General features: G+C 71.4%; 17 protein-coding genes. 7 read left to right on the top strand and 10 right to left on the bottom strand.

Annotated elements, in window-relative coordinates; genetic code table 11:
- The first annotated feature begins 60 nt into the window (after nucleotides 1-60).
- Both ACWCPW_RS08075 and ACWCPW_RS08080 read left to right on the top strand, forming a co-directional pair.
- The gene (locus tag ACWCPW_RS08075; protein ID WP_449760704.1) at nucleotides 61-303 is read left to right on the top strand and encodes a hypothetical protein; all 243 of its coding nucleotides are present in this window, start codon (nucleotides 61-63) and stop codon (nucleotides 301-303) included.
- Entirely contained in the window at nucleotides 303-1,934 is a 1,632-nt protein-coding gene (locus ACWCPW_RS08080; RefSeq protein WP_449760705.1) for an alpha/beta hydrolase, read from the top strand. Before ACWCPW_RS08075 ends, ACWCPW_RS08080 begins: the two co-directional genes overlap by 1 nt.
- A 456-nt stretch (nucleotides 1,935-2,390) precedes the next feature.
- Here ACWCPW_RS08080 and ACWCPW_RS08085 read toward each other — a convergent pair whose 3' ends face one another.
- Nucleotides 2,391-4,457, bottom strand: coding sequence for an FGLLP motif-containing membrane protein (locus ACWCPW_RS08085; protein ID WP_449760706.1), 2,067 nt, complete (start codon nucleotides 4,455-4,457; stop codon nucleotides 2,391-2,393).
- A gap of 151 nt (nucleotides 4,458-4,608) precedes the next feature.
- A complete protein-coding gene (locus tag ACWCPW_RS08090; protein ID WP_449760707.1) occupies nucleotides 4,609-5,361 on the bottom strand; it encodes a TetR/AcrR family transcriptional regulator in 753 nt (250 codons plus the stop codon).
- A 175-nt stretch (nucleotides 5,362-5,536) separates the two neighbouring features.
- Between ACWCPW_RS08090 and ACWCPW_RS08095 the strand changes: the two genes are divergently transcribed.
- The 4 genes from ACWCPW_RS08095 to ACWCPW_RS08110 all read left to right on the top strand — a co-directional run bounded on the left by ACWCPW_RS08095 (nucleotide 5,537) and on the right by ACWCPW_RS08110 (nucleotide 9,821).
- Nucleotides 5,537-6,541 carry an ATP-binding cassette domain-containing protein gene (locus ACWCPW_RS08095; RefSeq protein ID WP_449760708.1) on the top strand — a complete coding sequence of 335 codons (1,005 nt, stop codon included), beginning with the start codon at nucleotides 5,537-5,539 and terminating at the stop codon, nucleotides 6,539-6,541.
- Entirely contained in the window at nucleotides 6,538-7,365 is an 828-nt protein-coding gene (locus ACWCPW_RS08100) for an ABC transporter permease (protein WP_449760709.1), read from the top strand. Before ACWCPW_RS08095 ends, ACWCPW_RS08100 begins: the two co-directional genes overlap by 4 nt.
- Before the next feature lie 150 nt (nucleotides 7,366-7,515).
- Nucleotides 7,516-8,004, top strand: coding sequence for a MarR family winged helix-turn-helix transcriptional regulator (locus ACWCPW_RS08105; protein ID WP_449760710.1), 489 nt, complete (start codon nucleotides 7,516-7,518; stop codon nucleotides 8,002-8,004).
- 215 nt (nucleotides 8,005-8,219) lie between these two features.
- Nucleotides 8,220-9,821, top strand: coding sequence for a DHA2 family efflux MFS transporter permease subunit (locus tag ACWCPW_RS08110; RefSeq protein ID WP_449760711.1), 1,602 nt, complete (start codon nucleotides 8,220-8,222; stop codon nucleotides 9,819-9,821).
- Nucleotides 9,822-9,930: 109 nt separating this feature from the next.
- On the opposite strand, the gene ACWCPW_RS08115 is transcribed toward ACWCPW_RS08110, so the two are convergent.
- Nucleotides 9,931-10,338 (bottom strand): winged helix-turn-helix transcriptional regulator, encoded by a 408-nt coding sequence (locus ACWCPW_RS08115; protein ID WP_449760712.1) that lies wholly within the window; start codon nucleotides 10,336-10,338, stop codon nucleotides 9,931-9,933.
- Between the two features lie 65 nt (nucleotides 10,339-10,403).
- Between ACWCPW_RS08115 and ACWCPW_RS08120 the strand changes: the two genes are divergently transcribed.
- Entirely contained in the window at nucleotides 10,404-11,345 is a 942-nt protein-coding gene (locus ACWCPW_RS08120; RefSeq protein WP_449760713.1) for an NADP-dependent oxidoreductase, read from the top strand.
- Nucleotides 11,346-11,554: 209 nt separating this feature from the next.
- Here ACWCPW_RS08120 and ACWCPW_RS08125 read toward each other — a convergent pair whose 3' ends face one another.
- The 7 genes from ACWCPW_RS08125 to ACWCPW_RS08155 form a co-directional block, all read right to left on the bottom strand.
- Entirely contained in the window at nucleotides 11,555-11,980 is a 426-nt protein-coding gene (locus ACWCPW_RS08125; protein ID WP_395867599.1) for a cupredoxin domain-containing protein, read from the bottom strand.
- 5 nt (nucleotides 11,981-11,985) lie between these two features.
- On the bottom strand, nucleotides 11,986-14,391 hold the full coding sequence (gene efeB, locus ACWCPW_RS08130; RefSeq protein ID WP_449760714.1) for an iron uptake transporter deferrochelatase/peroxidase subunit: 2,406 nt from the start codon (nucleotides 14,389-14,391) through the stop codon (nucleotides 11,986-11,988).
- A complete protein-coding gene (locus ACWCPW_RS08135; protein ID WP_449760715.1) occupies nucleotides 14,388-16,196 on the bottom strand; it encodes a copper resistance CopC/CopD family protein in 1,809 nt (602 codons plus the stop codon). Before ACWCPW_RS08135 ends, efeB begins: the two co-directional genes overlap by 4 nt.
- Nucleotides 16,183-16,851, bottom strand: coding sequence for a copper chaperone PCu(A)C (locus tag ACWCPW_RS08140; RefSeq protein WP_449760716.1), 669 nt, complete (start codon nucleotides 16,849-16,851; stop codon nucleotides 16,183-16,185). Before ACWCPW_RS08140 ends, ACWCPW_RS08135 begins: the two co-directional genes overlap by 14 nt.
- On the bottom strand, nucleotides 16,848-17,567 hold the full coding sequence (locus ACWCPW_RS08145; RefSeq protein ID WP_449760717.1) for an SCO family protein: 720 nt from the start codon (nucleotides 17,565-17,567) through the stop codon (nucleotides 16,848-16,850). Before ACWCPW_RS08145 ends, ACWCPW_RS08140 begins: the two co-directional genes overlap by 4 nt.
- A gap of 166 nt (nucleotides 17,568-17,733) precedes the next feature.
- Nucleotides 17,734-18,501 (bottom strand): YcnI family copper-binding membrane protein, encoded by a 768-nt coding sequence (locus tag ACWCPW_RS08150; protein WP_449760718.1) that lies wholly within the window; start codon nucleotides 18,499-18,501, stop codon nucleotides 17,734-17,736.
- 119 nt (nucleotides 18,502-18,620) lie between these two features.
- Nucleotides 18,621-19,370 carry a hypothetical protein gene (locus tag ACWCPW_RS08155; RefSeq protein ID WP_449760719.1) on the bottom strand — a complete coding sequence of 250 codons (750 nt, stop codon included), beginning with the start codon at nucleotides 19,368-19,370 and terminating at the stop codon, nucleotides 18,621-18,623.
- Nucleotides 19,371-19,637: the final 267 nt, after the last annotated feature.

The raw sequence follows: 19,637 nt of genomic DNA on the forward strand, positions 1-19,637 counted from the left end.
AGTGGGGGCGGCTCGGCGCGGATTCGGGTCGAGACGGGGGCGTTGCGGCAGGGAGCCACAGTGGCTCGGGAGGTGGCGGGAGCGTTGCGGCGGGCGGCCGGGGGGCCGAGTGCGGGGGTCTCGGGGTGCCCGGGGTTCGCGGTCGCGGGGGCGGCCGGGGCGCTGACGGTGGCATGGGCGGATCATCTGCGGGCGCTCGGCGACGGGTACGGCGGGGTCGGCGACGTCTTGTGGACGAACGCCGACGCGCACGATCGCACCGATCAGGCGGTCGCGGGTGCGTTCGCCGGGGCACGGCCCTGATGGTGACGCTGGCTCAACTGCGCGACGCCGCGTTGGGCGGGCTGGACCGTGCGGTGGTCGAGTGGACCGACCTGGCGGCCGCGTTGGACGCGTTGGTCGGGCGGGCGACGACGGGGGTGGGTGGGCTGCTGCGGGCCTCGCACTGGGAGGGTGCGGACGCGGAGGCGGCGGCGCGGGGATTGGCCGCGCGGGGTGAGCAGGTGATGGTGGCGGCGCAGGAGGCCCGGTGCGTGCTCACCGTCCTGGACACGGCGGCCGACCAACTCCGGAACGCGCAGCGCGATTTGTGGGCGGGATTGGCGGAGGCGGCGGCTGCGGGATTCACCGTGTTCGAGGACGGGCGGATGGAGCCGGCCGATCCGACGCGCCGCGCCGACGCGGCGACGATCTCGCGGCGGCACGAGTTGGAGCAGCGTCTGGCCGTGCCGATCCGGACGGCGACCGAGGCCGACACACGTTGTGCGGAGACGCTGGCGCGGTTGTATCCGACGGGTACGGCCGACTGGGCGGATACGGCGGCGGACGGCACGTGCGTGATGGCGTTGGCGGGTCTGGATCTCGCCACCATCCCGAAGGGTGATCCGGTCGCGGCGGCCAAGTGGTGGGCGGGGCTGAATCCTTCGGAGCGGGCGATGTATCTGGCCGGGTATCCGGCGGTGCTGGGGGCGATGGACGGGTTGCCGACGGAGATCCGGGACCGCGCCAATCGGGTCGCGCTGGCCGAGGCGAAGGCCTCGCTCATCGCCGAACTTGCCGCCGCACGTGCCAAGCGGGACGCGGCGGGTCGCACCGACGACGCGAAGTGGCGCCTCCGGGTCACGGCGCTCAAGGAACGCCTGGCGGCGATCGAGGGTTTGGAGGCGACGTTGCGCTCGGGCGACGACCTCTACCTGATGGGCTTCAGCTCCAAGGGCGACGGCCGCGCAATCGTCGCCATCGGCAACCCCGACACAGCCGCCCACACGGCGGTATACGTCCCGGGGACGGGGGCTGGATTGACCAACATTGGCGACCACGTCCAAAGAATGCGGCGTCTTGTGATCGCATCGCGCGGCTATACAGGACCCGAAGATGTTAGCGCCATTGCGTGGGTTTCTTACGACGCTCCCGATACATTAATTCAAGCAATGTCATCTGCGGATTCGCAACACGCGGCGCCTGTGCTGCAGAAATTTCTGCGCGGAGTTGGCATTTCCCAAGGGATTGACTCAAAGAAACATGTGACTCTTATTGGGCATAGCTATGGATCCGTAGTCGTTGCGGATGCTGCGAGAAGCGAGGGCGGAGCATACGCCCAGGATGTGATTGTTGCTGGAAGTCCTGGAATGCACGTCGCTAAGGCGAAGGATCTGAACATGAACCCGAGTCACGTCTGGGTGCTGGCTGCCAGCGGTGATCCAGTTCCAACTCTGGGCTCCGGGGCGCACGCGCCAGTTGTGGAGGACAGCGGTCGACTCGGGCGAAGGACGCCTGATGATGAAGGCTTCGGTGCAAATCGAATGACAGCAAACGGTGCAGAAGGTCACAGTGAGTACTGGGCCTCGGGCAGTCTGGACAGCTTGGACAATCAAGCCGCTGTGGTCGTGGGCCGCTACGAAGAGACGAATCTTCTTTGGGGGAAGCGACCATGAGGCTTCTTTTGAAGGGAACCCTTTTTGCGGTGGGGCTAATTTCAGCGTGTGGACAACAAGGGGCGGGGGATCATGTCGAGGCGAGTAGAGCAGAGGTGAATGCTCGTATCGACCAGTATTCGAGCCGAGTATTTGATGCGCTGAAGGTAAGTTTCAGGACTGGGGAAAACGAGGGAAGATTCCCGCGTACTTGCCCGGCGGGCAATGGTTCCGGTGAATATGGTGTAGAGCATTTCTGGCAGGCTGACGACTTGCAGGCTGGTCAGGTCGACCCGGTGATTTCCCGTATCTACGAGTACTTGCGGAGTGAAGGGTGGACTATCGATAGATACGAAAGACCGCCGATTGTGCCGAGTGCCATTGTCAGTGCAATCAACCCTCGGGATGGGTATTTTGTATGGGCTAAAGGCGTGGAAGACAGGAATCGCGTCATTGTTCGTGTTTCCTCTCCGTGCGTCAGGCTCCCGAAGCGTGATTCGTAGGAGGCCGGAGGCGGAAGATGGCCCAGAAGGTGATTGATGCGAGTGCGGCGGTGGCGAAGAGGATCGTGGAGCGGAGCCACATGTCTCGGGTGAGGCCGTTGGCGGCGCCCGTGGGGTCGAGGAGGGCCAGGACGAACAGGAACAGGGCCAGGGCGTAGATCGCCGCCCAGGCCCAGCGGTTCCATTGCCACAGGGCGTGGCCGTCCATGAAGCGCATCGGCAGCAGGCCGAAGACCAGGCCGACCACCGCCGCCACGAAGCACTGGGTGAGGACGTCCTCGGCGAAGACCCAGCCGAAGGGTGCGCCGTCCGACTCGTTCAGGACGTGTGTCACCGGGATGCGCCACACCCACGCGACCACCGCGAGGCCCGCGAGGGACCAGGAGCCGAGGGCTATCGCGCGGCCCTCGTCCGAGGGTGCGAGCCGCCGCAGACCGGCCGAGGTGAAGGCCAGGAACAGCCCGTACACGTAGCCCGGCGTCAGATGCAGCAGCCGCGAGGCCACGGCCAGCACCAGGGCGACGCCGAGTGCCCCCGGAACCAGCCGAGGCAGGGCCCGGATGCGGGAGACCCGCCGTCGGTAGGCCTCCGCCGAGCCCTCGTACACCAGCACGCCGAGCGGAACCGCCGCCACCAGCGCCAGCGCGAGCGCGGCGGTGCCCGCGTTCCAGCCCGTGCCGGGTTCGACCGCGACGCAGAACGCGGCCGAGAGCAGCACGAAGACGAGCACCTGCAACTCGGGCATGCGCGGCTGTGATCGCGGGCGCGCGGCTCCCGGGCGCAGTCGGCGTCGGATCCGAAGCCGGTTCCGCTCCCACGTCTTGTTGAACAACTCGGCCGAGAAGCCCAGTACCGGCAGCGCCACCACCGCCGTCGCGCCGGCCAGCACCACCGGCCGGGGTTCGTCGAACAGCGCGCTCGGGCTCGGCAGGTTCACCGCCGCCTCGGACCGCTCCGAGACCGCGCTCGTCCCGGCCGCGCCCAGCACCGCGACCCGTATCGAGAAGTCGCCGTCGTAGCCCACGCCCGTCGCGCACGCGACGGTCAACATCCCTTCCCCGCCCGGCAGTTCGCGCGGTACCCGAATCTCGCTCGCGAACCGCCCGTCGGCGGCCACCGGCACCGTCCCCAGCACGGTGCCGCCATGACGCACCGTCAGCGTCCCGGCCCCGCCGTCGACCGGCCGACCGCAGGTGACGAATCCGCTGCCCTCGACCCGCAACGGCCGACCGGCCGTCGGCTGCGTGGGCGTCAGCGTCAACTCCGGCCGGGCGACCTGGAAGTCGGCGCGCTGGACGACCCCGTTGTCCGGCATGCCCGCGCCCTGCGCGAAGCAGGTCACGGTGATCGGGCGTGGTCCGCGATCGGGCCCGTCCGGCACGATGAAGCGCTGGGCCTCGGCGCCGGAGCCCGAGATGCTGAGCTTGGCGAGGTCGCGTCCACCCCACGTCACGCGTGCGTCGTCGCTCGCGTTCGCGTTCCCGCAGCGCAGGTCGGTCCACAGGGTGACTTCGGTGCCGGGCACGCCGGTGGCCGGCTCCAGCACGAGGTGCCTGGTGCGCAGGTCGGCCGGCGGGGTGCGGGTCTCCTCGGGACGAAACGCGTTGATCTCGATCGCCGTCTCCGCGAGGGCCTTCTCCTGCCCCGGACAGCGCACCGCGATCCGGTTCACCGGCCGGTCCGTGTTCGCTGCCCCGTTCGAGCTGAAGGTCGGGGCGAGCATCGTGTGCCGGAACGCGATCGAGTCCCCGTGCGCGGTGTCCACCGGAAGGTCGGCCGCGAGCAGGTCGAGGTACTCCCCGGAGCTGCCGCCGTTGGCCGACAGGAGGTAGACGTCCACCTTGTTCGTCGGACAGCCGGTCAGCCCGGATCCCCGGATCGCCACGGAATCCCCCGGCCGCACCGGGCCGGGTGTCACGCTCACCGTGGCGCCCGTGGCGCCGGCGGCCGAAGTCCCGAACGCGAGGGGCGCCAGGGTCAGGGCCACCGCCCCGATCCCCATGCCGAGCGCGGCCCGCGTCCGCACCAGTGTCCTGTTCATGGTCCCCGTTCCCCGTAGCCGAGCACCGATGATGATGCCGGCGATTCCGCATTCGTGACCCCTTGTCCGCCAGGTCCACAATTCCTGGGGGTGGGTGCGGTACGGGTGTGGATCAGGTGCGGTACGAAAGCGGCACCGGTGCCGATCGGGTTCAGGAGCGGCGGTCGACGAACGTCTCCAGGCCGTCGAGCAGGAGGCGTAGGCCGAACTCGAACACCGCCTCGCCGTCCTGGGTGAAGCTGTCCTCCGCGAGCGCGGCCAGCTTCGGGTAGCGCCCGCTTGTCATCGCCGCGTTCAACAGGGGAGCCTGCGCGGCCCAGAACTGCTCGTCGCTGACCCCGGTGCGCTGCGCCGCGTGCACGGTGTTGAAGTGAGTGCGTGCCATGCCGCTCACATAGCCGCCGTCGATGATCGACAGGACGGTCATCTTCTCCCGGTCGGACAGCGCCGCGTCGCCGATCGCGGCCAGCGTCAGCTCCAGGGCCTCGAGCGAGTTGGGCCCCAGCACCGGCCTCGCCTGATCGACGCCCAACAGCCACGGGTGGCGGTTGTACATCTGCCAGATGCCGCGGGCGACCTGCTCCAGGGCGCCGCGCCAGCCGAGTTCGGGGGGAAACTCGGCGTCGCCCGGCGCGTTGACCTTGTCGATCATCAGGTCGAGCAGTTCGGCCTTGCCGGGGACGTAGCGATAGAGCGACATCGTGCCGGACCCGATCTCGGCGGCCACGCGCCGCATCGACACCGCGTCCAGCCCCTCGGCGTCCGCGACGGCGATCGCGGCCGTGACGATCCGGTCCAGGGTCAGCGCCGGCTTGGGGCCTCGGGCCGGTTTCCGGTCCACGCCCCACAACAGTTCGAGGCTGCGCGCGAGGTCGCCGCCGCCGGTGTGGTCGGTGCTCGTCATGGTGCCCCCATCGTAGGAGGCCGCCTCGGCGCCCCACACCGGTAGGCCGATCGGCCGGCGTGCGCGCACGCCGGATCCGGGAAAACTGGGTACGCCGTACGCGTAATCGGGTACGGTGTACTCGGTTTGAAGGAGGCCGATGAGAACGTCGATGAGAACGCCGACGCAAATGCGGATGGAAACCACGAGCCACGCGGTCCTCGCCGAGGGCCTGACCAAGCGCTACGGCAACACGCACGCGCTCGACGACTTCGACCTGACGGTGCCCCGGGGCACCGTCCAGGGGCTGCTCGGGCCCAACGGCGCGGGCAAGACCACGGCGGTCCGGATCCTGTCCACGCTGCTGCGTCCGGACGGCGGCCGGGCCCTGGTGGCGGGCCACGACGTGACCGGCGATCCCCGCCGGGTGCGCCGGCACATCGGACTGGTCGGTCAGTACGCGGCGGTCGACGAGAAGGTGACCGGGCGGCACAACCTGATCCTGTTCGGGCGCCTGTTCCATCTGGACAAGCGCGGGGCGGCCCGTCGCGCCGACGAACTGCTGGAGCGGTTCGGCCTGGTCGAGGCGGCGGACCGGAGCGTCAAGCAGTACAGCGGCGGCATGCGCCGGCGGCTCGACCTGGCCGCGAGCATGATCCTGGCGCCCGACGTGCTCTTCCTCGACGAGCCGACCACCGGACTCGACCCGCGCGGGCGCAACGAGGTCTGGGAGGCCGTGCGTTCGTTGCTCGCCGGCGGTACGGCGGTGCTGCTGACCACGCAATACCTGGATGAGGCCGACAAGTTGGCGGATCGCATCGCGGTGCTCGACCGCGGGCGCAAGATCGCCGACGGCACCCCGGATCGGCTCAAGCGCGAACTCGGCGGCGACCGGATCGAGATCGTCGCGCGGGACGCGGTCGACCTGGCGCGCGTGGCCGAAGTGGTGGCCCGGGTGGCCGAGTCGGGCACCGAGCCGGTGGTCGATCCCGAGGATCGGCGGGTGACCGCCCCGGTCGGCGATCGGGTCGCGGCGCTCACCCACGCCGCCCGGGCCTGCCAGGACGAGGGGATCACGATCGAGGACATCGGCGTACGCCGGCCGACCCTGGACGAGGTCTTCCTCGGGCTGACCGGCCACCGCGCGCACGAGCCGGAGCAGGCCGCGAACGATTCCGCGAAGGAGGCGGTGCGCCGATGAGCGCGACCACCGCGGGGTCGGTGCAGGCTCCCGAACGCCGGCTGTACTGGGCGATCGCGGACTGTTGGACCGTCGTGCGCAACGAGATGGTGCACATCGCTCGGCAACCGAGCGTGCTGGCCTGGCAGTTGGGCTTCCCGATCGTGTCCGTGCTGCTGTTCGTGTACGTCTTCGGCAGTGCCATGGACGTGGGCGGATCCATCGACTACAAGGACTACGCGCTGCCCGGCATGTTCGCGATGACCATGGCCCAGGGGTTCATGAACACCGCGACGGTCGTCGCGGTCACCCGACAGCTCGGCGTGATGGACCGGTATCGCTCGATGCCGATGGCGCCCTCGGCGGTGGTCAGCGGGCGCGGGGTGGCCGACGTGCTCGGCGCGAGTCTGGACCTCGCGGTGCTCGCGTCGATCGCGCTCGTCGTCGGATGGCGACCGGACGGCACCCTGTTGGAGATCCTGGCCGCATTCGGGCTGCTGTTGCTGCTGCGGTTCGCGCTGACCTGGGTCGGTGTCTACCTGGGGCTGCTGGTGCCCAACGGGGAGGCGGCGGGCAGCCTGTTCGCGGTGGCCCTGCCGTTCGGGATGATCTCCAGCGTCTTCACGCCGCCGTCGATGATGCCGCAGTGGCTGGGCGCGGTGGCGATGTGGAACCCGGTCTCCTCCACCGCGAACACGATCCGCGATCTGTTCGGCAGCCCGGCTCCGCACGGGGGGAGCTGGATCGAGGAACACGCGTTGCCGATGGCGGTGGTCTGGCCGTTGGTGATCACCGCGATCTTCCTGCCGCTCGCGGTGCGCAGGTTCCAGGCCCTCGGCCGCTGATCGACGAAGACCGGCCGCGATTCCTCGCGGCCGGTCGGTCGACGGGTCGGATCGGTCGGATCGGGCGGGCATACGCGCGCACACCCGATCCGTGCCATAGGTCTACTACGGAACAATCTACTGGCTTACCTATCTTGTTACGCTGGCCGCATGACTACCGAGAGCCTGGCCCCGACCGTCCTGGACATGACCGGCATGTTCGTGCACGCCGGCCACGTGATGAACACCCGAATGGCCGCCGCCCTCGCGGCGATCGACGTCACGCCGCGCAGCTTCTGCGTCCTCTCGCACGCGATCGATCGGGATTTGACCCAGGCTCAGGTGGCCGAGCTCTCCGACCTGGACAAGACCACGATGGTCGTGACCATGGACGAGCTGGAGCGGGCCGGACTGGCCGAGCGGCGGCCCGCGCCGACCGACCGGCGGGCGCGGATCATCGTGGTCACCGAGGCCGGGCGGGACCTGGTCCGGGCCGGGCGCGGGATCGTCGACGGCGTGCATCACGAAGTGCTCGAGGCGCTGCCCGAGGACGAGCGCGCGGTGTTCGTCTCCGCGCTGGCGCGCCTGGTCGGCGGAGTGCTCGCGAAGCCGGTCGAGTCCGAGGCGACGGTACGGCGGGCGCGGACGTCGAAGCGGTAGGCGCGGGTCGCTCGCGGGCTGCAGGCGTGAGGCGGTAGGCGTGAGGTGTCGGGGGACGGATGGCGGGCCGCGGACACGATCGAGCGAGATGAGTCCGTGGCAGATGGGTTTTAAAAAGAAGAGTCTGAAAGAGATCGTCTACAACAAAACTATCTGCTAACGTCTCTCCTGTGAGTCGGCCGTCCGCCGACCGGTCGTCCAGGGAGATGAGCAGCATGTCGCGCACGTTCGCCACACCGGAATCGACGGACAGGTCACGCTGGTCGGCGCTCGCGGTGCTGTGCGCCGGGGTGCTGATGGTCGTCCTCGACGGCACGATCGTCACGGTGGCCCTGCCCGCCATCCAAAGCGATCTGGGCTTCTCCCAGTCGGGTCTGGCCTGGGTGGTCAACGCGTACGGGATCGCCTTCGGTGGCCTGCTGCTCCTGGCCGGCCGGCTCGGCGACCTGATCGGGCGGCGCCGGATGTTCATCGCGGGCATGGTCGTCTTCACCGCCGCGTCGCTGCTGTGCGGCGTGGCGACCGGGCCCGAACTGCTGATCGCCGCCCGCTTCCTGCAGGGCATCGGCGGCGCGATGTCCTCGGCCGTGGCGATCGGCATGATCGTCACGCTCTTCCCGGACCCTCGGGAACGGGCCAAGGCGATCGGCGCGTTCAGTTTCGTCGGCGCGGCCGGGGCGTCGATCGGGCTCGTGCTCGGCGGGCTGCTCACCGAGGCGTTCACGTGGCACTGGATCTTCTTCGTCAACGTGCCGATCGGCGTCGCCGCCACCGCGCTCGCGTTCCGCCTGCTGGTCGCCGACCGGGGGCTGGGCCGGTCGGCGGGCGCGGACCTGTGGGGCGCGCTGCTGATCACGTCCGGCCTGATGCTGCTCGTCTACACGATCGTCGAGGCCGACACGCACGGCTGGGCCTCGGCGCGCACGCTCGGCATGGGCGCGGTGTCGCTCCTGCTGATCGCCGGTTTCGTGGTCCGCCAGGCGAAGGCCCGGGAGCCGCTGCTGCCGCTGCGGGTGTTCCGGTCGGCGCGGGTGTCCGGGGCCAACGCGATCCAGATGTTGATGGTCGGCGCGCTGTTCGCCTTCCAGTTGATGATCGCGCTCTACCTCCAGCACGTGCTCGGCTACGGCGCGGCCCGGACCGGCGTCGCGATGTTGCCGTCGGCGGTCGTGATCGGGATCGTCACGCTCGGCTACTCGGCGCGGATCAACGCCCGGTTCGGCGAGCGCAACGTCGTGGTCGCGGGCCTGGCCCTGCTGCTGGTCGGGCTGCTGTTCCTGGCCCGGGTGCCGGCCGACGGCGCGTACCTCACCGATGTGCTGCCCGCGATGTTGCTGCTGGCCGGCTTCGGTCTGGCCATTCCGGCGCTCACCACGCTGGGCATGTCCGGGGCCACCGCCGAGGACGCCGGAGTGGTCGGCGGTCTGTTCAACACCACCCAGCAGGTCGGCGGCGCGCTCGGGCTGGCCGTACTGAACACGCTCTCCAGTGCCAAGGCGGAACGGCTGCTGGCCGGGGGCACCTCCGCGCCCGAGGCGCTGACCGGCGGGTACACCCTCGCCTTCGGCATCGGCGCCGGTCTGATCGCCGCCGCGATCGTGCTCACCCTGCTGGTGCTGCGCTCGCCGAAGCGGGAGTCGATCGTGGTCGCCGAAGGCACCGAAGGCACCGAAGGCACCGAAGGCATCCAAGGCACCGAAGGCACCCAAGGCACGGAAGGCACCCAAGGCGCCCGAAGCACCGAAGGCATCGGGGCAACTGGCGGCACGGGAGGCGTGGAAACGGCCCCGGCCGAGCCGACGGCGTCCGCGCGCTGAACGAAGCCGGTACGCAACCCCACTTCCGAACACCCGAGGGCCCCGTGTCGCCACCGCGACCGGGGCCCTCGGCACACCCGCCGCCCGCCGCGCCCGCGCGAGGCGCCCGTCAGTCCGCCTCCGGTCGGCTCGCCGCCGCCTCGGCGTAGGCCAGTTGCGCGGCCTCGATCTCGTCGATGTGGCTCTCGGACCAGGTCCGGATCTCGCTCATCAAGCCGCTCACGCTGGTCCCGAGTTCGGTCAGCGAGTACTCGACCTGGGGCGGCACCGTGGCGTAGACCTTGCGTCGGACCAGGCCGTTGCGTTCGAGGTCGCGCAGAGTCTGGGTGAGCATCTTCTTGGTGATCCCGCCGAGCCGGCGGCGCAGTTCCGCGTAGCGCAGGGTCTGCGGGTGGAGCGCCCCGACGACGAGGGCCACCCACTTGTTCGCGATCAGGTCGAGGACCGCCCGGGAGGCGCAGTCGGCGAGATAGACGTCGGCGCCACCGTAAGGGCGCAGGTCGGGAGGGGTATGCATAAGGTACCCAGGTACCAGGAAGGTGCCTTCTTCACAATGGTTACCGGGCCCACGATGCTTTCCGCATGACGAAGAACATGATCACTGTGCACCAGGACACGCTCGGCGGCCCGGAGGTTCTCCGGGTGATCGAGACCGCGATACCCACCCCCGGACCGGGCGAGGTACTGGTCGAAGTGCGCGCCGCGGGGGTCAACCCTATCGACACCAAGATCCGCGCCGGCGGGATGTGGCTGACGCCGCCGTTCACGCTCGGGTGGGACGTCTCCGGCGTGGTCGCGGGCGTCGGCGCGGGCGTCTCCCGGCTCTCCGTCGGCGACGAGGTGTACGGGATTCCCGGTTTCCCGCAACTGGCCGGTGGCTACGCGGAGTTCGTGGTGGCTGCGGAATCCTCCCTCGTGCCCAAGCCGAGCACGCTCGACCACGTGCGGGCGGCCGCCCTGCCGCTGTCCGCCTCCATCGCGTGGCAGGCCCTGGTCGAGGCGGCGCGGGTGCAACCGGGGCAGCGCGTGCTGATCCACGCGGCGGCGGGCGGCGTCGGGCACCTGGCGGTGCAGATCGCCAAGTCCCGGGGCGCGTACGTGATCGGCACGGCGAGCGCGGCCAAGCACGACCTGCTGCGCGAGTTGGGCGCGGACGAGGTCGTGGACTACACCACGACCGACTTCGCGGAGACGGTACGCGACGTCGATGTCGTGTTCGACCTGATCGGCGGCGAGTACGAGGACCGCTCGCTGCGTACCCTCCGGCCCGGCGGCGTCCTGATCAACATCACCAACCCGCCCGCCGCCGAGGCCACCGCGGCCAAGGCCGAGGCGGCCGGCGTCCGCGGCATCACCGTCGACCTGGAGCCGAACCCGGAGCGGTTGACCCTGCTGGCCGAGGCGGTGGACGCGGGCCTGCTGCGCCCGGTCGTCGCCGAGACCTTCCCGCTGGTCGACGTGGTCAAGGCACACGAGGTGGCCGAGACGAACCGCACCGCCGGCAAGATCGTGCTGATCCCCTGAGCCGGCCCGAAAACCCCGCGCCGGCCCGGAAATCCCCGGCCCGCCCCGGAAGTCCCAGGCCCGCCCCGGAAGTCCCAGGCCCGTCCCGGAAGTCCGGGGCCGGGCCAAGCAGATCCTCGATACTCCAGACCGGCACACCCGCCCCACGACAACGAAGCCGGGTACCCGCGCCGAACGGCCGGGATACCCGGCTTCGACCGGTGCGCGTCCTACTCGGTGATCTCGATCGTGCCCGCCATGCCGGTGCCCACGTGATACATGCAGTTGAAGGTGTACGAGCCGGGTCGGCCGAAGCTCAGCTTGATGTCCTGGGACTTGCCGCCCTCGGACGGCGCGACCGGAGCACCGCCGGGCAGGATCATCTGGTGCGGGGTGATCCCGGTGTCCGCGAGGGTGATCACCAGCGGGCCGGTCCGGGCGCGGATCACCGACGGCGAGAAGCGCAGCTTGTCGTCCACCCGCAGCTCGATCCGCTGCACCCCGTCGCTGCCCAGGGCCGCGACGCCCTCGGACGCCGCCGCGGTCGCCTCGGCCTCGCTCATGTACGAACCCGGGCCGCCCTCCGCGCCCCAGCTCCCGCAGCCGGTGAGCAGCAACGGCAGGGCCGCGGCCCCGACCAACCATCGACGGCGCATCGGAGTCAGCCCTCCAACAGGGAATGACCGACATACCCGCCCGGGGCGCACCCCGGCGGGATCACGAACAGCCCGCTCGCCTCGTGCCGCAGGAACGGGGACAACGCGTCGCCGCGGGCCAGCTTGCGCTGGATCGGCACGAAGCCGTCGTCCGGGTCGTGCTGCCACGCCACGAACAGCAGCCCGGCGTCCGGCGCGCCGTCCGTACCGAACCCGTCGTGGTAGGAGTAGCCGCGCCGCAACATCGTCGAGCCGCGGTTGAACTCCGGTGCCGCGACGCGCATGTGGGCGTTCGCGGTGATCACCAACTCGCCGTCGGGACCCCGCTTGCCGAAGTCCGCGGCGCTGTGCTCGCCGCCGCCGGACAGCGGCGCACCGCTGTCCTTGGTCCGGCCGATCACCCGCTCCTGATGCGCCTTGTCCAGGCCGTCCCACGCGTCCAGCAACATCCGGATCCGGCGGAAGACCACGTAGGTACCACCGGTCAGCCAGCCCTGGTCGGGGCCGGCCGCGGCGGTGACGAAGATCTTCTCGTCGAACTTCGGGTCGGCCGGCTTCGGATTGTTGGTGCCGTCGATCTGGCCCATCAGGTTCCGGTGCGTCATCGGCTTGGCGGTGGCACCCGGCGAGCGGGCGAAGCCGTTCATCTGCCAGCGGATCCGGGCCACGCCCTTGGCCAGCCGCTGCAGCGTACGGACCGCGCCGAAGGTGACCAGCCCGTCGTCCGCGCACACCTGGACGAACAGGTCGCCGTCGCCGCGGGCCGGATCCAGCGCGTCGTCCGGGAACGGCGGCAGCGGCTTGAGCGCGGCGGGTCGCCGCGCGGCCAGGCCCACCTTGTCGAACAGGCCGGCGCCGAAGCCGAAGGTGACCGTCAACGAGCAGGCCCCGGCGTCCGCCGCGACCCGGTCGTCCTGCGCCACCGGCCGGCCCGAGGTCAGCAGTGCGGCCGCGTCCGACCAGCGCCGCATCAGCGCGGCGACCGCGGCCCGGTCCGCGCCCGGTTCCAGGTCCCAGCCCAGGAAGACGGCCTTGGCCTGGGCAGGGGTGGTGATGCCGGCCTGGGTCCTGCCGTGGAAGGGCACGCTGGTCGAGCCGACGTGGGCCAGCGCCGGGCCGGCGGCGGTCGAGTCGTCCGCGAACGCGACCGCGCCGCCGGTCGCGCCGACCGCCAGGCCGCCCGCGCCGGCCGCTCCCGCGACACCGACGAACCGGCGGCGCGAGACGGCCGAACCGGCGCTCGCTCGATCGGAGGATTCTGGGCTGCTCATCACGTCGTCCCTCGCAGGTTCCACCGGCTCGTGCGCGCCGTTCGCGCCGCGCTCGCCGTCCGTCACACGCATCACTTCCGCGCCCTCGGCGGTCGCCGCCGCCGGGTACGGTCCCCGTCGCACCACCACGACCAGCGCGAGCGCCGCACCGAGTCCGGCGCCCAGCACCAGCACGGTCAGTGCCCGGTCCAGCGCCAGCCCGCCCGCGAACGGCGACGACGAGCGCCACAACACCGGCAGGTCGTACCCGGCCACCCGCAGGGCCAGCACGCCGAGCGCCGGCGCGGCCAACCACGCGCCGCCCACCCGACTTCGGACCAGCAGCACCGCGCCCGCGAACGCCACCGCCCCGGAAAGCAGTTGGAGCAGATTGCCGGCGAAGAACGCGCCCGCCCAGGCGCCGAACCCGCCGGCCCGGGCCGCCGCGACCAGGGCCAGGTGCAGCACGCTCGCCGCCGCGACCGCACCCGCGAGCACGCCGTACCCGATCAGCGCCCGGCGGCGGACCGGCGGCAGCCACACCACCGCGAACACCAGCACCGCGAGCCCGATCGAGCCGAGGATGCCCGGCCACGGGCTGGGCCCCGGCACCCAGCGCAGTTCGCCGGTCGCGGCCAGCTCGCGGTCGCCGATCCGCATCGGCACGGTCCAGGTGGAGATCCGCTGCGCGCGGTCCGGATCGGCCATCACCCGCGGTGGCAGCCGCTGTTGCACGATCCAGTGCACGCGCTGGTCGTACCAGCGGGCCACCGGCTCGGCGGAGATCCGGTGCCACTGCGGCGCGCCGGTCGGTTGCAGGTTCGACTTCTCGTCGACCGAGCCCCACCGCTCGCTGCTCAACTGCACGGCGGGGGACTGGCGGTTCTCGAACACCCCGCCCGGGCCGATCCGCAGGAACGGCTCGCTCATGTATCCGAGCACGACCACGTCCCGCGGCCCGGTGTTGCGCACCTGCATCCGCGCACCGTTCTCGATCACCTTGACCGTCAGGCCCGGGTCGAGCTCGCTCGGCGAGGTCATCACGGTGTGGAAGTTGCTCGGCCCCTGACCGGACAACTCCTGCGCGAACGCGCTGCCCGCCGGGGCCAGGCAGGCCAGCACCCCGACGAACAGCAGCACGAGGCGGCGTACGTGCCTCACTTGACCTCCACGGGCACCGTCACGGTGATCCGGTCGACATCGGAGGTACGGATCGAGAAGGACAACTCCCAGCGGCCCGCCATCGGCAGCGACAGATCGCCGAGCCAGTGCCCGGGACCTCCCTGGCGCACCTGGACGTCCGCGCCGTCGATGCCCTTGCCCGGCAGCGCCATCGACACCGTCAACTCGGCGACGTCCCGGATCTGCCCGATCGGATCGGAGAAGTAGATGTGCAACTCGTTGGGGCCGACCCGGGCCGGATCGACCGTGACGTCGAGCTTGCCCTTGCCCGCGGCGCCCCCGGCGTCGAACGGGACGCTGCGGCTGACCGGGCCCGCCGTCTCGGATTGTTTGCGCTCGTGCGCGGTGCGGCCCGGTTCGGTGTCGGTGAGCACCGTGGTGACGCCGAGCACCGCGATCGCCAGCGCCGCCTCGATCGCGACCGCCTTGCGCAGCACGGCCCACTTCGGCTTCCCGGCGGTGCTCTTGCCGATGGGGGACTTCCCGGCCACCGCCAACTGTCGCATCAGCCAGCGCCGGGAGACCCAGGCGCCGGCCAGCATGAGCAGCACCAGGTCGACCTTGAAGACCAGCAGCAGGCCGAACGTGGTGTCGAACAGCGCGGCGAAGGAACCCACCTGACGCCAGCTCGCGTACAGCCCCGTCGCCACCAGGACGCAGACCGAGACGAACGCGGTCCGGGAGAAGACCCGCACCGTCGGCACGTCCAGGCCCGCCTCCGGTGCCGGCTCGCCCGGCCGCACGATCAGGGTGACCACGATCGCGAGCCCGCCCAGCCAGGTGGACATCGCGAGCAGGTGCAGCGTGTCCGCGGCCATCGCCACTTCCACCTGGCGGCCCACCGACGCGTGGTCGGCGATCGGCCAGGTGATCGCGATCGCGGTGCACAACACCGCCCAGACGCCGCCCAGTACGCGCCGAGTGCGATCGGTCGAGTGCGCGAGCGAGGCGATCAGCCAGCCGAGCAGCGCGCCGGCCGCGCCCAGCAGCAGCACCCGGGCCGCGATCGCCTTGCCCAGCTTGGTGTCCAGCGTCGCGCGCAGCACGTCCGCGTCGAACGCCGAGGACAGGCCCAGACCGGACGCGTTCGGGCCGTGCAGCATCAGCACCGCGAGCGAGGACAGCAGCAGCCCGCCCCACGCGCCGGACAGCAGCAGCCAGACCCGGAACCGGCCGACCGCGGCGGGCCGGGCGATCAGCAGGAACAGCACCGCGCCGCCGAGCACCGCGAAGGACAGGTAGGCGACCCCGGTCGAGGCCCGCTCCAGCACGTCGGTCGCGGTGGAGCCTTGGTCGGTCAGGTCGGAGACCCGGACGCCGCCGGAGGCCTGGCCGATGTTGAACGTGAACGCGCCGGAGATCGGGTGCGAGTCGGCCGAGACCGCGCGCCAGGCGACCGTGTAGGTGCCGGTCGGCAGGCCGCCCCGGAGCGGGGTGACCACGCTGGTGTCGCCGTCCGGACCGTGCTTGGTCTGGTTGTTGTCCACCCGGGTGCCGCTGGGGTCGAACACCTTGACCCCGCCGAGCCCGATCTCGACGCCCTCGCTGAACCGGAGCGTGACCGTCGCGGGCGCGCTCGTCAGCGTCGAGCCGGACGCCGGGTTGGACGACTGGAGGACGGCGTGCGCGGACGCGACCCCGGCCCCGCCGAGCACGAGCGCGGCGAGCAGCAGCGGCAGCGCGAGCAGCCACGTGAGCGCGCGGCGGGCCGGCCCGCGCGCGGCTCGGGCCGGGGGCGGTGTCGGGACGGCGGCCGGGCGGCCGGCCGGGTCAGTGACCCGCATGGCCCGGTTGTTCGGCCGAGGGCGCGACCGCCGCGGGCGCGGCCGACGAGGCGGCCGGTGCCGGCGTGGTCGAGCCCGGTGCGTTCGAACCGGGTGTGTTCGACCCGGGCGCGCCCGCGGCCGGGGCGTCTCCGGGGCGTTCGGTCACCCCGAGCACGGGCACCTGTACGGTGACCGGCCCGGTCTGCTGGAAGGTCAGCGTGAGCGGCACGGTGTCGCCCTTCTTCACGGCCTTGTTCGGGTTCATGAACATGATGTGGGCGCCGCCGCGCGCCAGCACGCCCTTGCCGTGCGCGGGCACGTCCAGACCCGGGATGTGCCGCATCGAGTTGCCGCTGGTCTGGTGCAGCATCACCTCGCCGGACAGCGGGCTGGCCACCGAGAGCAGCCGGTCGGCGGTGTCGCCGTCGTTCTGCACGATCAGGTAGCCCGCCGCGACGTCCGTCGACGAGGGCTGCGGGATGTACGGGTCGACGATGCGCAACTTCGGCGTGCCCTTGGCGGCGCCCGCGTTCGCCGGCGCGGCGGCCTCGCGGTCGGCCGCGTCGGAGGACCCGGAGTCGGCGCAGGCCACCAGCACACCGCCGATCCCGAGCGCGAGCATGCCGCCGACGGCGAGTGGTACGGCCTTGCGGGGGAGGGGGAAGAGCTTCACTTCTTGGCGTCCTCGGGGTGGATCAGCAGCGGCAGGTCATGGGCGAAGTCGTCGGACGAGTTCCCGTTCGGGGTGCCGTCCGGCAGCAGTCCGCTGCTCGCGCTGTACATGACCGGTCCCTCGTTGTTGGGGGCGAACGCGATCACCTGGGTGCCGTGGGTGCTCACCACCTTGCCGTCCGGGCCGGTGGTCGGCGGCTCGATGGAGACCCCGACCTGGCGCGCGGCGGCCTGGATCTTGTCGAACGGGCCGGTCAGGCCGACGAAGGACTTGTCCAGCGAGTCGAGCCATTCGCGCAGCGCCGCCTGGGTGTCGCGCTCCGGGTCGGTGGTCACGAACACCACGTCCACGGTGGCCCGGTCCGGCGCGGGCAGCTTGCCCAGCGCGCGCACGATGTCGCCCATGACCGTGGGGCACGCGTCCGGGCAGTGCGTGTAGCCGAAGTACAGCAGCGTGGTGCGCCCGGCGGTCTTGGCCCGGAAGTCGTACGGCTGCCCGGAGGTGTCGGTCAGGGTGAGTTCCGGCTTGCTCCACGGCGGGTCGACGGCGATGCCCTTGTACTTCGAGTTCGCCTCGCGCACCTTCACCGGCGAGCCGTTGTCGGACTTGTCGGAGTCACCGCACCCCGTGGCCAGGAGCAGCCCGGCCGCGACCAGCGCGGCGAGGCGGAGGCCGGTACGACGGCCCCGGACCGGGGACTGCGTTGCGTTGCTCATCGTTCTCCAGGTCGTTGCTGCCGAGGGCTCGTGGCCGACGGGTTCGGCGCCGGCGCGGGCCCGGTGGCCCGGGCGGCCGGCACCGATCGATGCGGTGCCGGCGCCCGGGCCGGGAAGTTCACGTCCGAGACCGCGGTGCGAGACCTCGGTCCGGGCGGACCGACGATCAGGCGGAGGTGCCCCGACGCGAGGCGCGCAGGACGGCGAACACGCCGGCGCCCAGGCCCAGCACGCCGACCACGATGCCGACCACGCCGAGCGTGCGCGCCGTCGAGTCGTCGCTCTTGTCCTCGGCGACCGCGGCGACGGACGCCTTGGCATCGGTCGAGGCCTTGGCGTCGGTCGAGGGCTTGGCCGAGGCGGCGGCCGGCGTGGTGCCGGCACCCGCCTTGGCGGTGAGCTTGAGCGCCGGCGCGGGGTACTGCGGCTCCTTGCCGTCCGCGCCGGCCAGGTCGATCCAGCGCACGACCTCGCCGCTGTCGTAGGTCTGCACGGCCTTGAAGACGAGCTTGTCGGTGTCGGTGGGCAGCTTGCCCATGGACACCTCGAAGTCCTCGAACGTGCCCGGGTTCACCCGGGTGCCGGCGTCCGCGGTCCAGGTGATCTTGGAGACCACCTCGGTCAGCGGCTTGCCGTGGTTGTCGATCGGCGTGGCCAGCTTGGTCTTCTCGACCTCGGCCTTCCAGCCCGCCATCGCCCGGGTCTGTACCGACGTGAGCGGCTTGTCGGCGGGCAGGGTGATCTCGAGCTTGGTGGTCCCCGCGTCGTCGCGCTCGTTGGGGACCCGGAAGGCGACCTTGGCGTACGAACCCTGCTCGGCGGTGCCCGGCTGCACGGTCACGTGCGCGGAGGCCGAGCCGGCGAAGACGAGGATGCCGGCGCCGGCCGAGGCGGCTATCACGGACAGCCGGCGGCGCGTGGTGGTCATGGTCATGGGGTGTCTGCTCCATGGGTGATCCGGCCGAGGGCGCACGGGGGCGGCCTCGGTCCGGGAGGGGACGGCAGGAGGGCGGACGCGCGCCACCGCCGATCCGACACCCGGTCGAGAGCGGATCAGCAGGCGAGCGCGTACTCCGCCGGCGGGCCGCGCCGGGTCACCGCGTGCCGAAGCAGCGTCTGATGTGTCGTCAGGTCCGGGTCCGAGCCGGTCCGCCGGATGCCGCCCGGGGTCTCGAGGACCGGGACGACCAAGCCGCGGAGTACCGCCAGCACGATCCGCAGCGGCGCCGCGGCCAAGCCGAGCAGGGCGAACAGCGCGGCCTCGCCGCGCCGCAGCCACCAGCCGGTGAGCAGGGCCGCCCCGAGGTGCGCGCACACCATGCCCGCGCCGCCGTCGAGCAGCAGCGGGCCCGAGCCGCCCATGTGGTGGTGCCCGGCCGGCGGCTCCTGCGGGAACAGCGTGGGGTCCACCCGGGCGTTTCGGATGATCTGCTCGGGCGTCCAGCCGTTGGGCAGCAGGATGTGCCCGGTGGAGTCGCGCGGGCCGCACAGCAGTCGATCCAGCAGCGTGCTCGACCCCGAGCCGCCGGCCGCGGCCGAAGGGCCGGGCGTCGCGGCGCTCGCCGCGGCGGCGAACAGGGTGTGCAGCGCGAGTTGGGCCGCCGCGAGCAGCGTGGTGATCGCGGCGAAGGAGCGCTGTCGACCCGCTCCGGCGAAGGCCGAGACGAACACCGCGGCGAAGCCGGCGACGGGCGCCCACAGCGGCAGCGGCTCGGTCGACATCCACGCGTGACCGCATGCCGCGAGCGCGGCGCATACCGCCGCGAAGACGGCGGCGCGCACGGCGCGGAAAGGTACGGACACGGCCTGCATGACGCCCCATCGTCTCATCGCGCGCCGGCCCGTCGTGCCCGGGGCCGGGAATGGCCGATGATCACGGCCGGCGAACCGGCACCGGTCGGGGCGAGCACATGATGTCCCCACGATGCGGCCGAACGAATCGTCTTTACGGGGTATTGACGACCGATCAAGTGATGTGCGCATACAGGGACCAAGCGGCGGCAATAAAACCAGGTGTGTGATCCGCCGGATACAGCCGGACTCCCAGAGATGTCGAAAGGCCGCTCATGG

Source organism: Embleya sp. NPDC001921 (assembly GCF_053594475.1).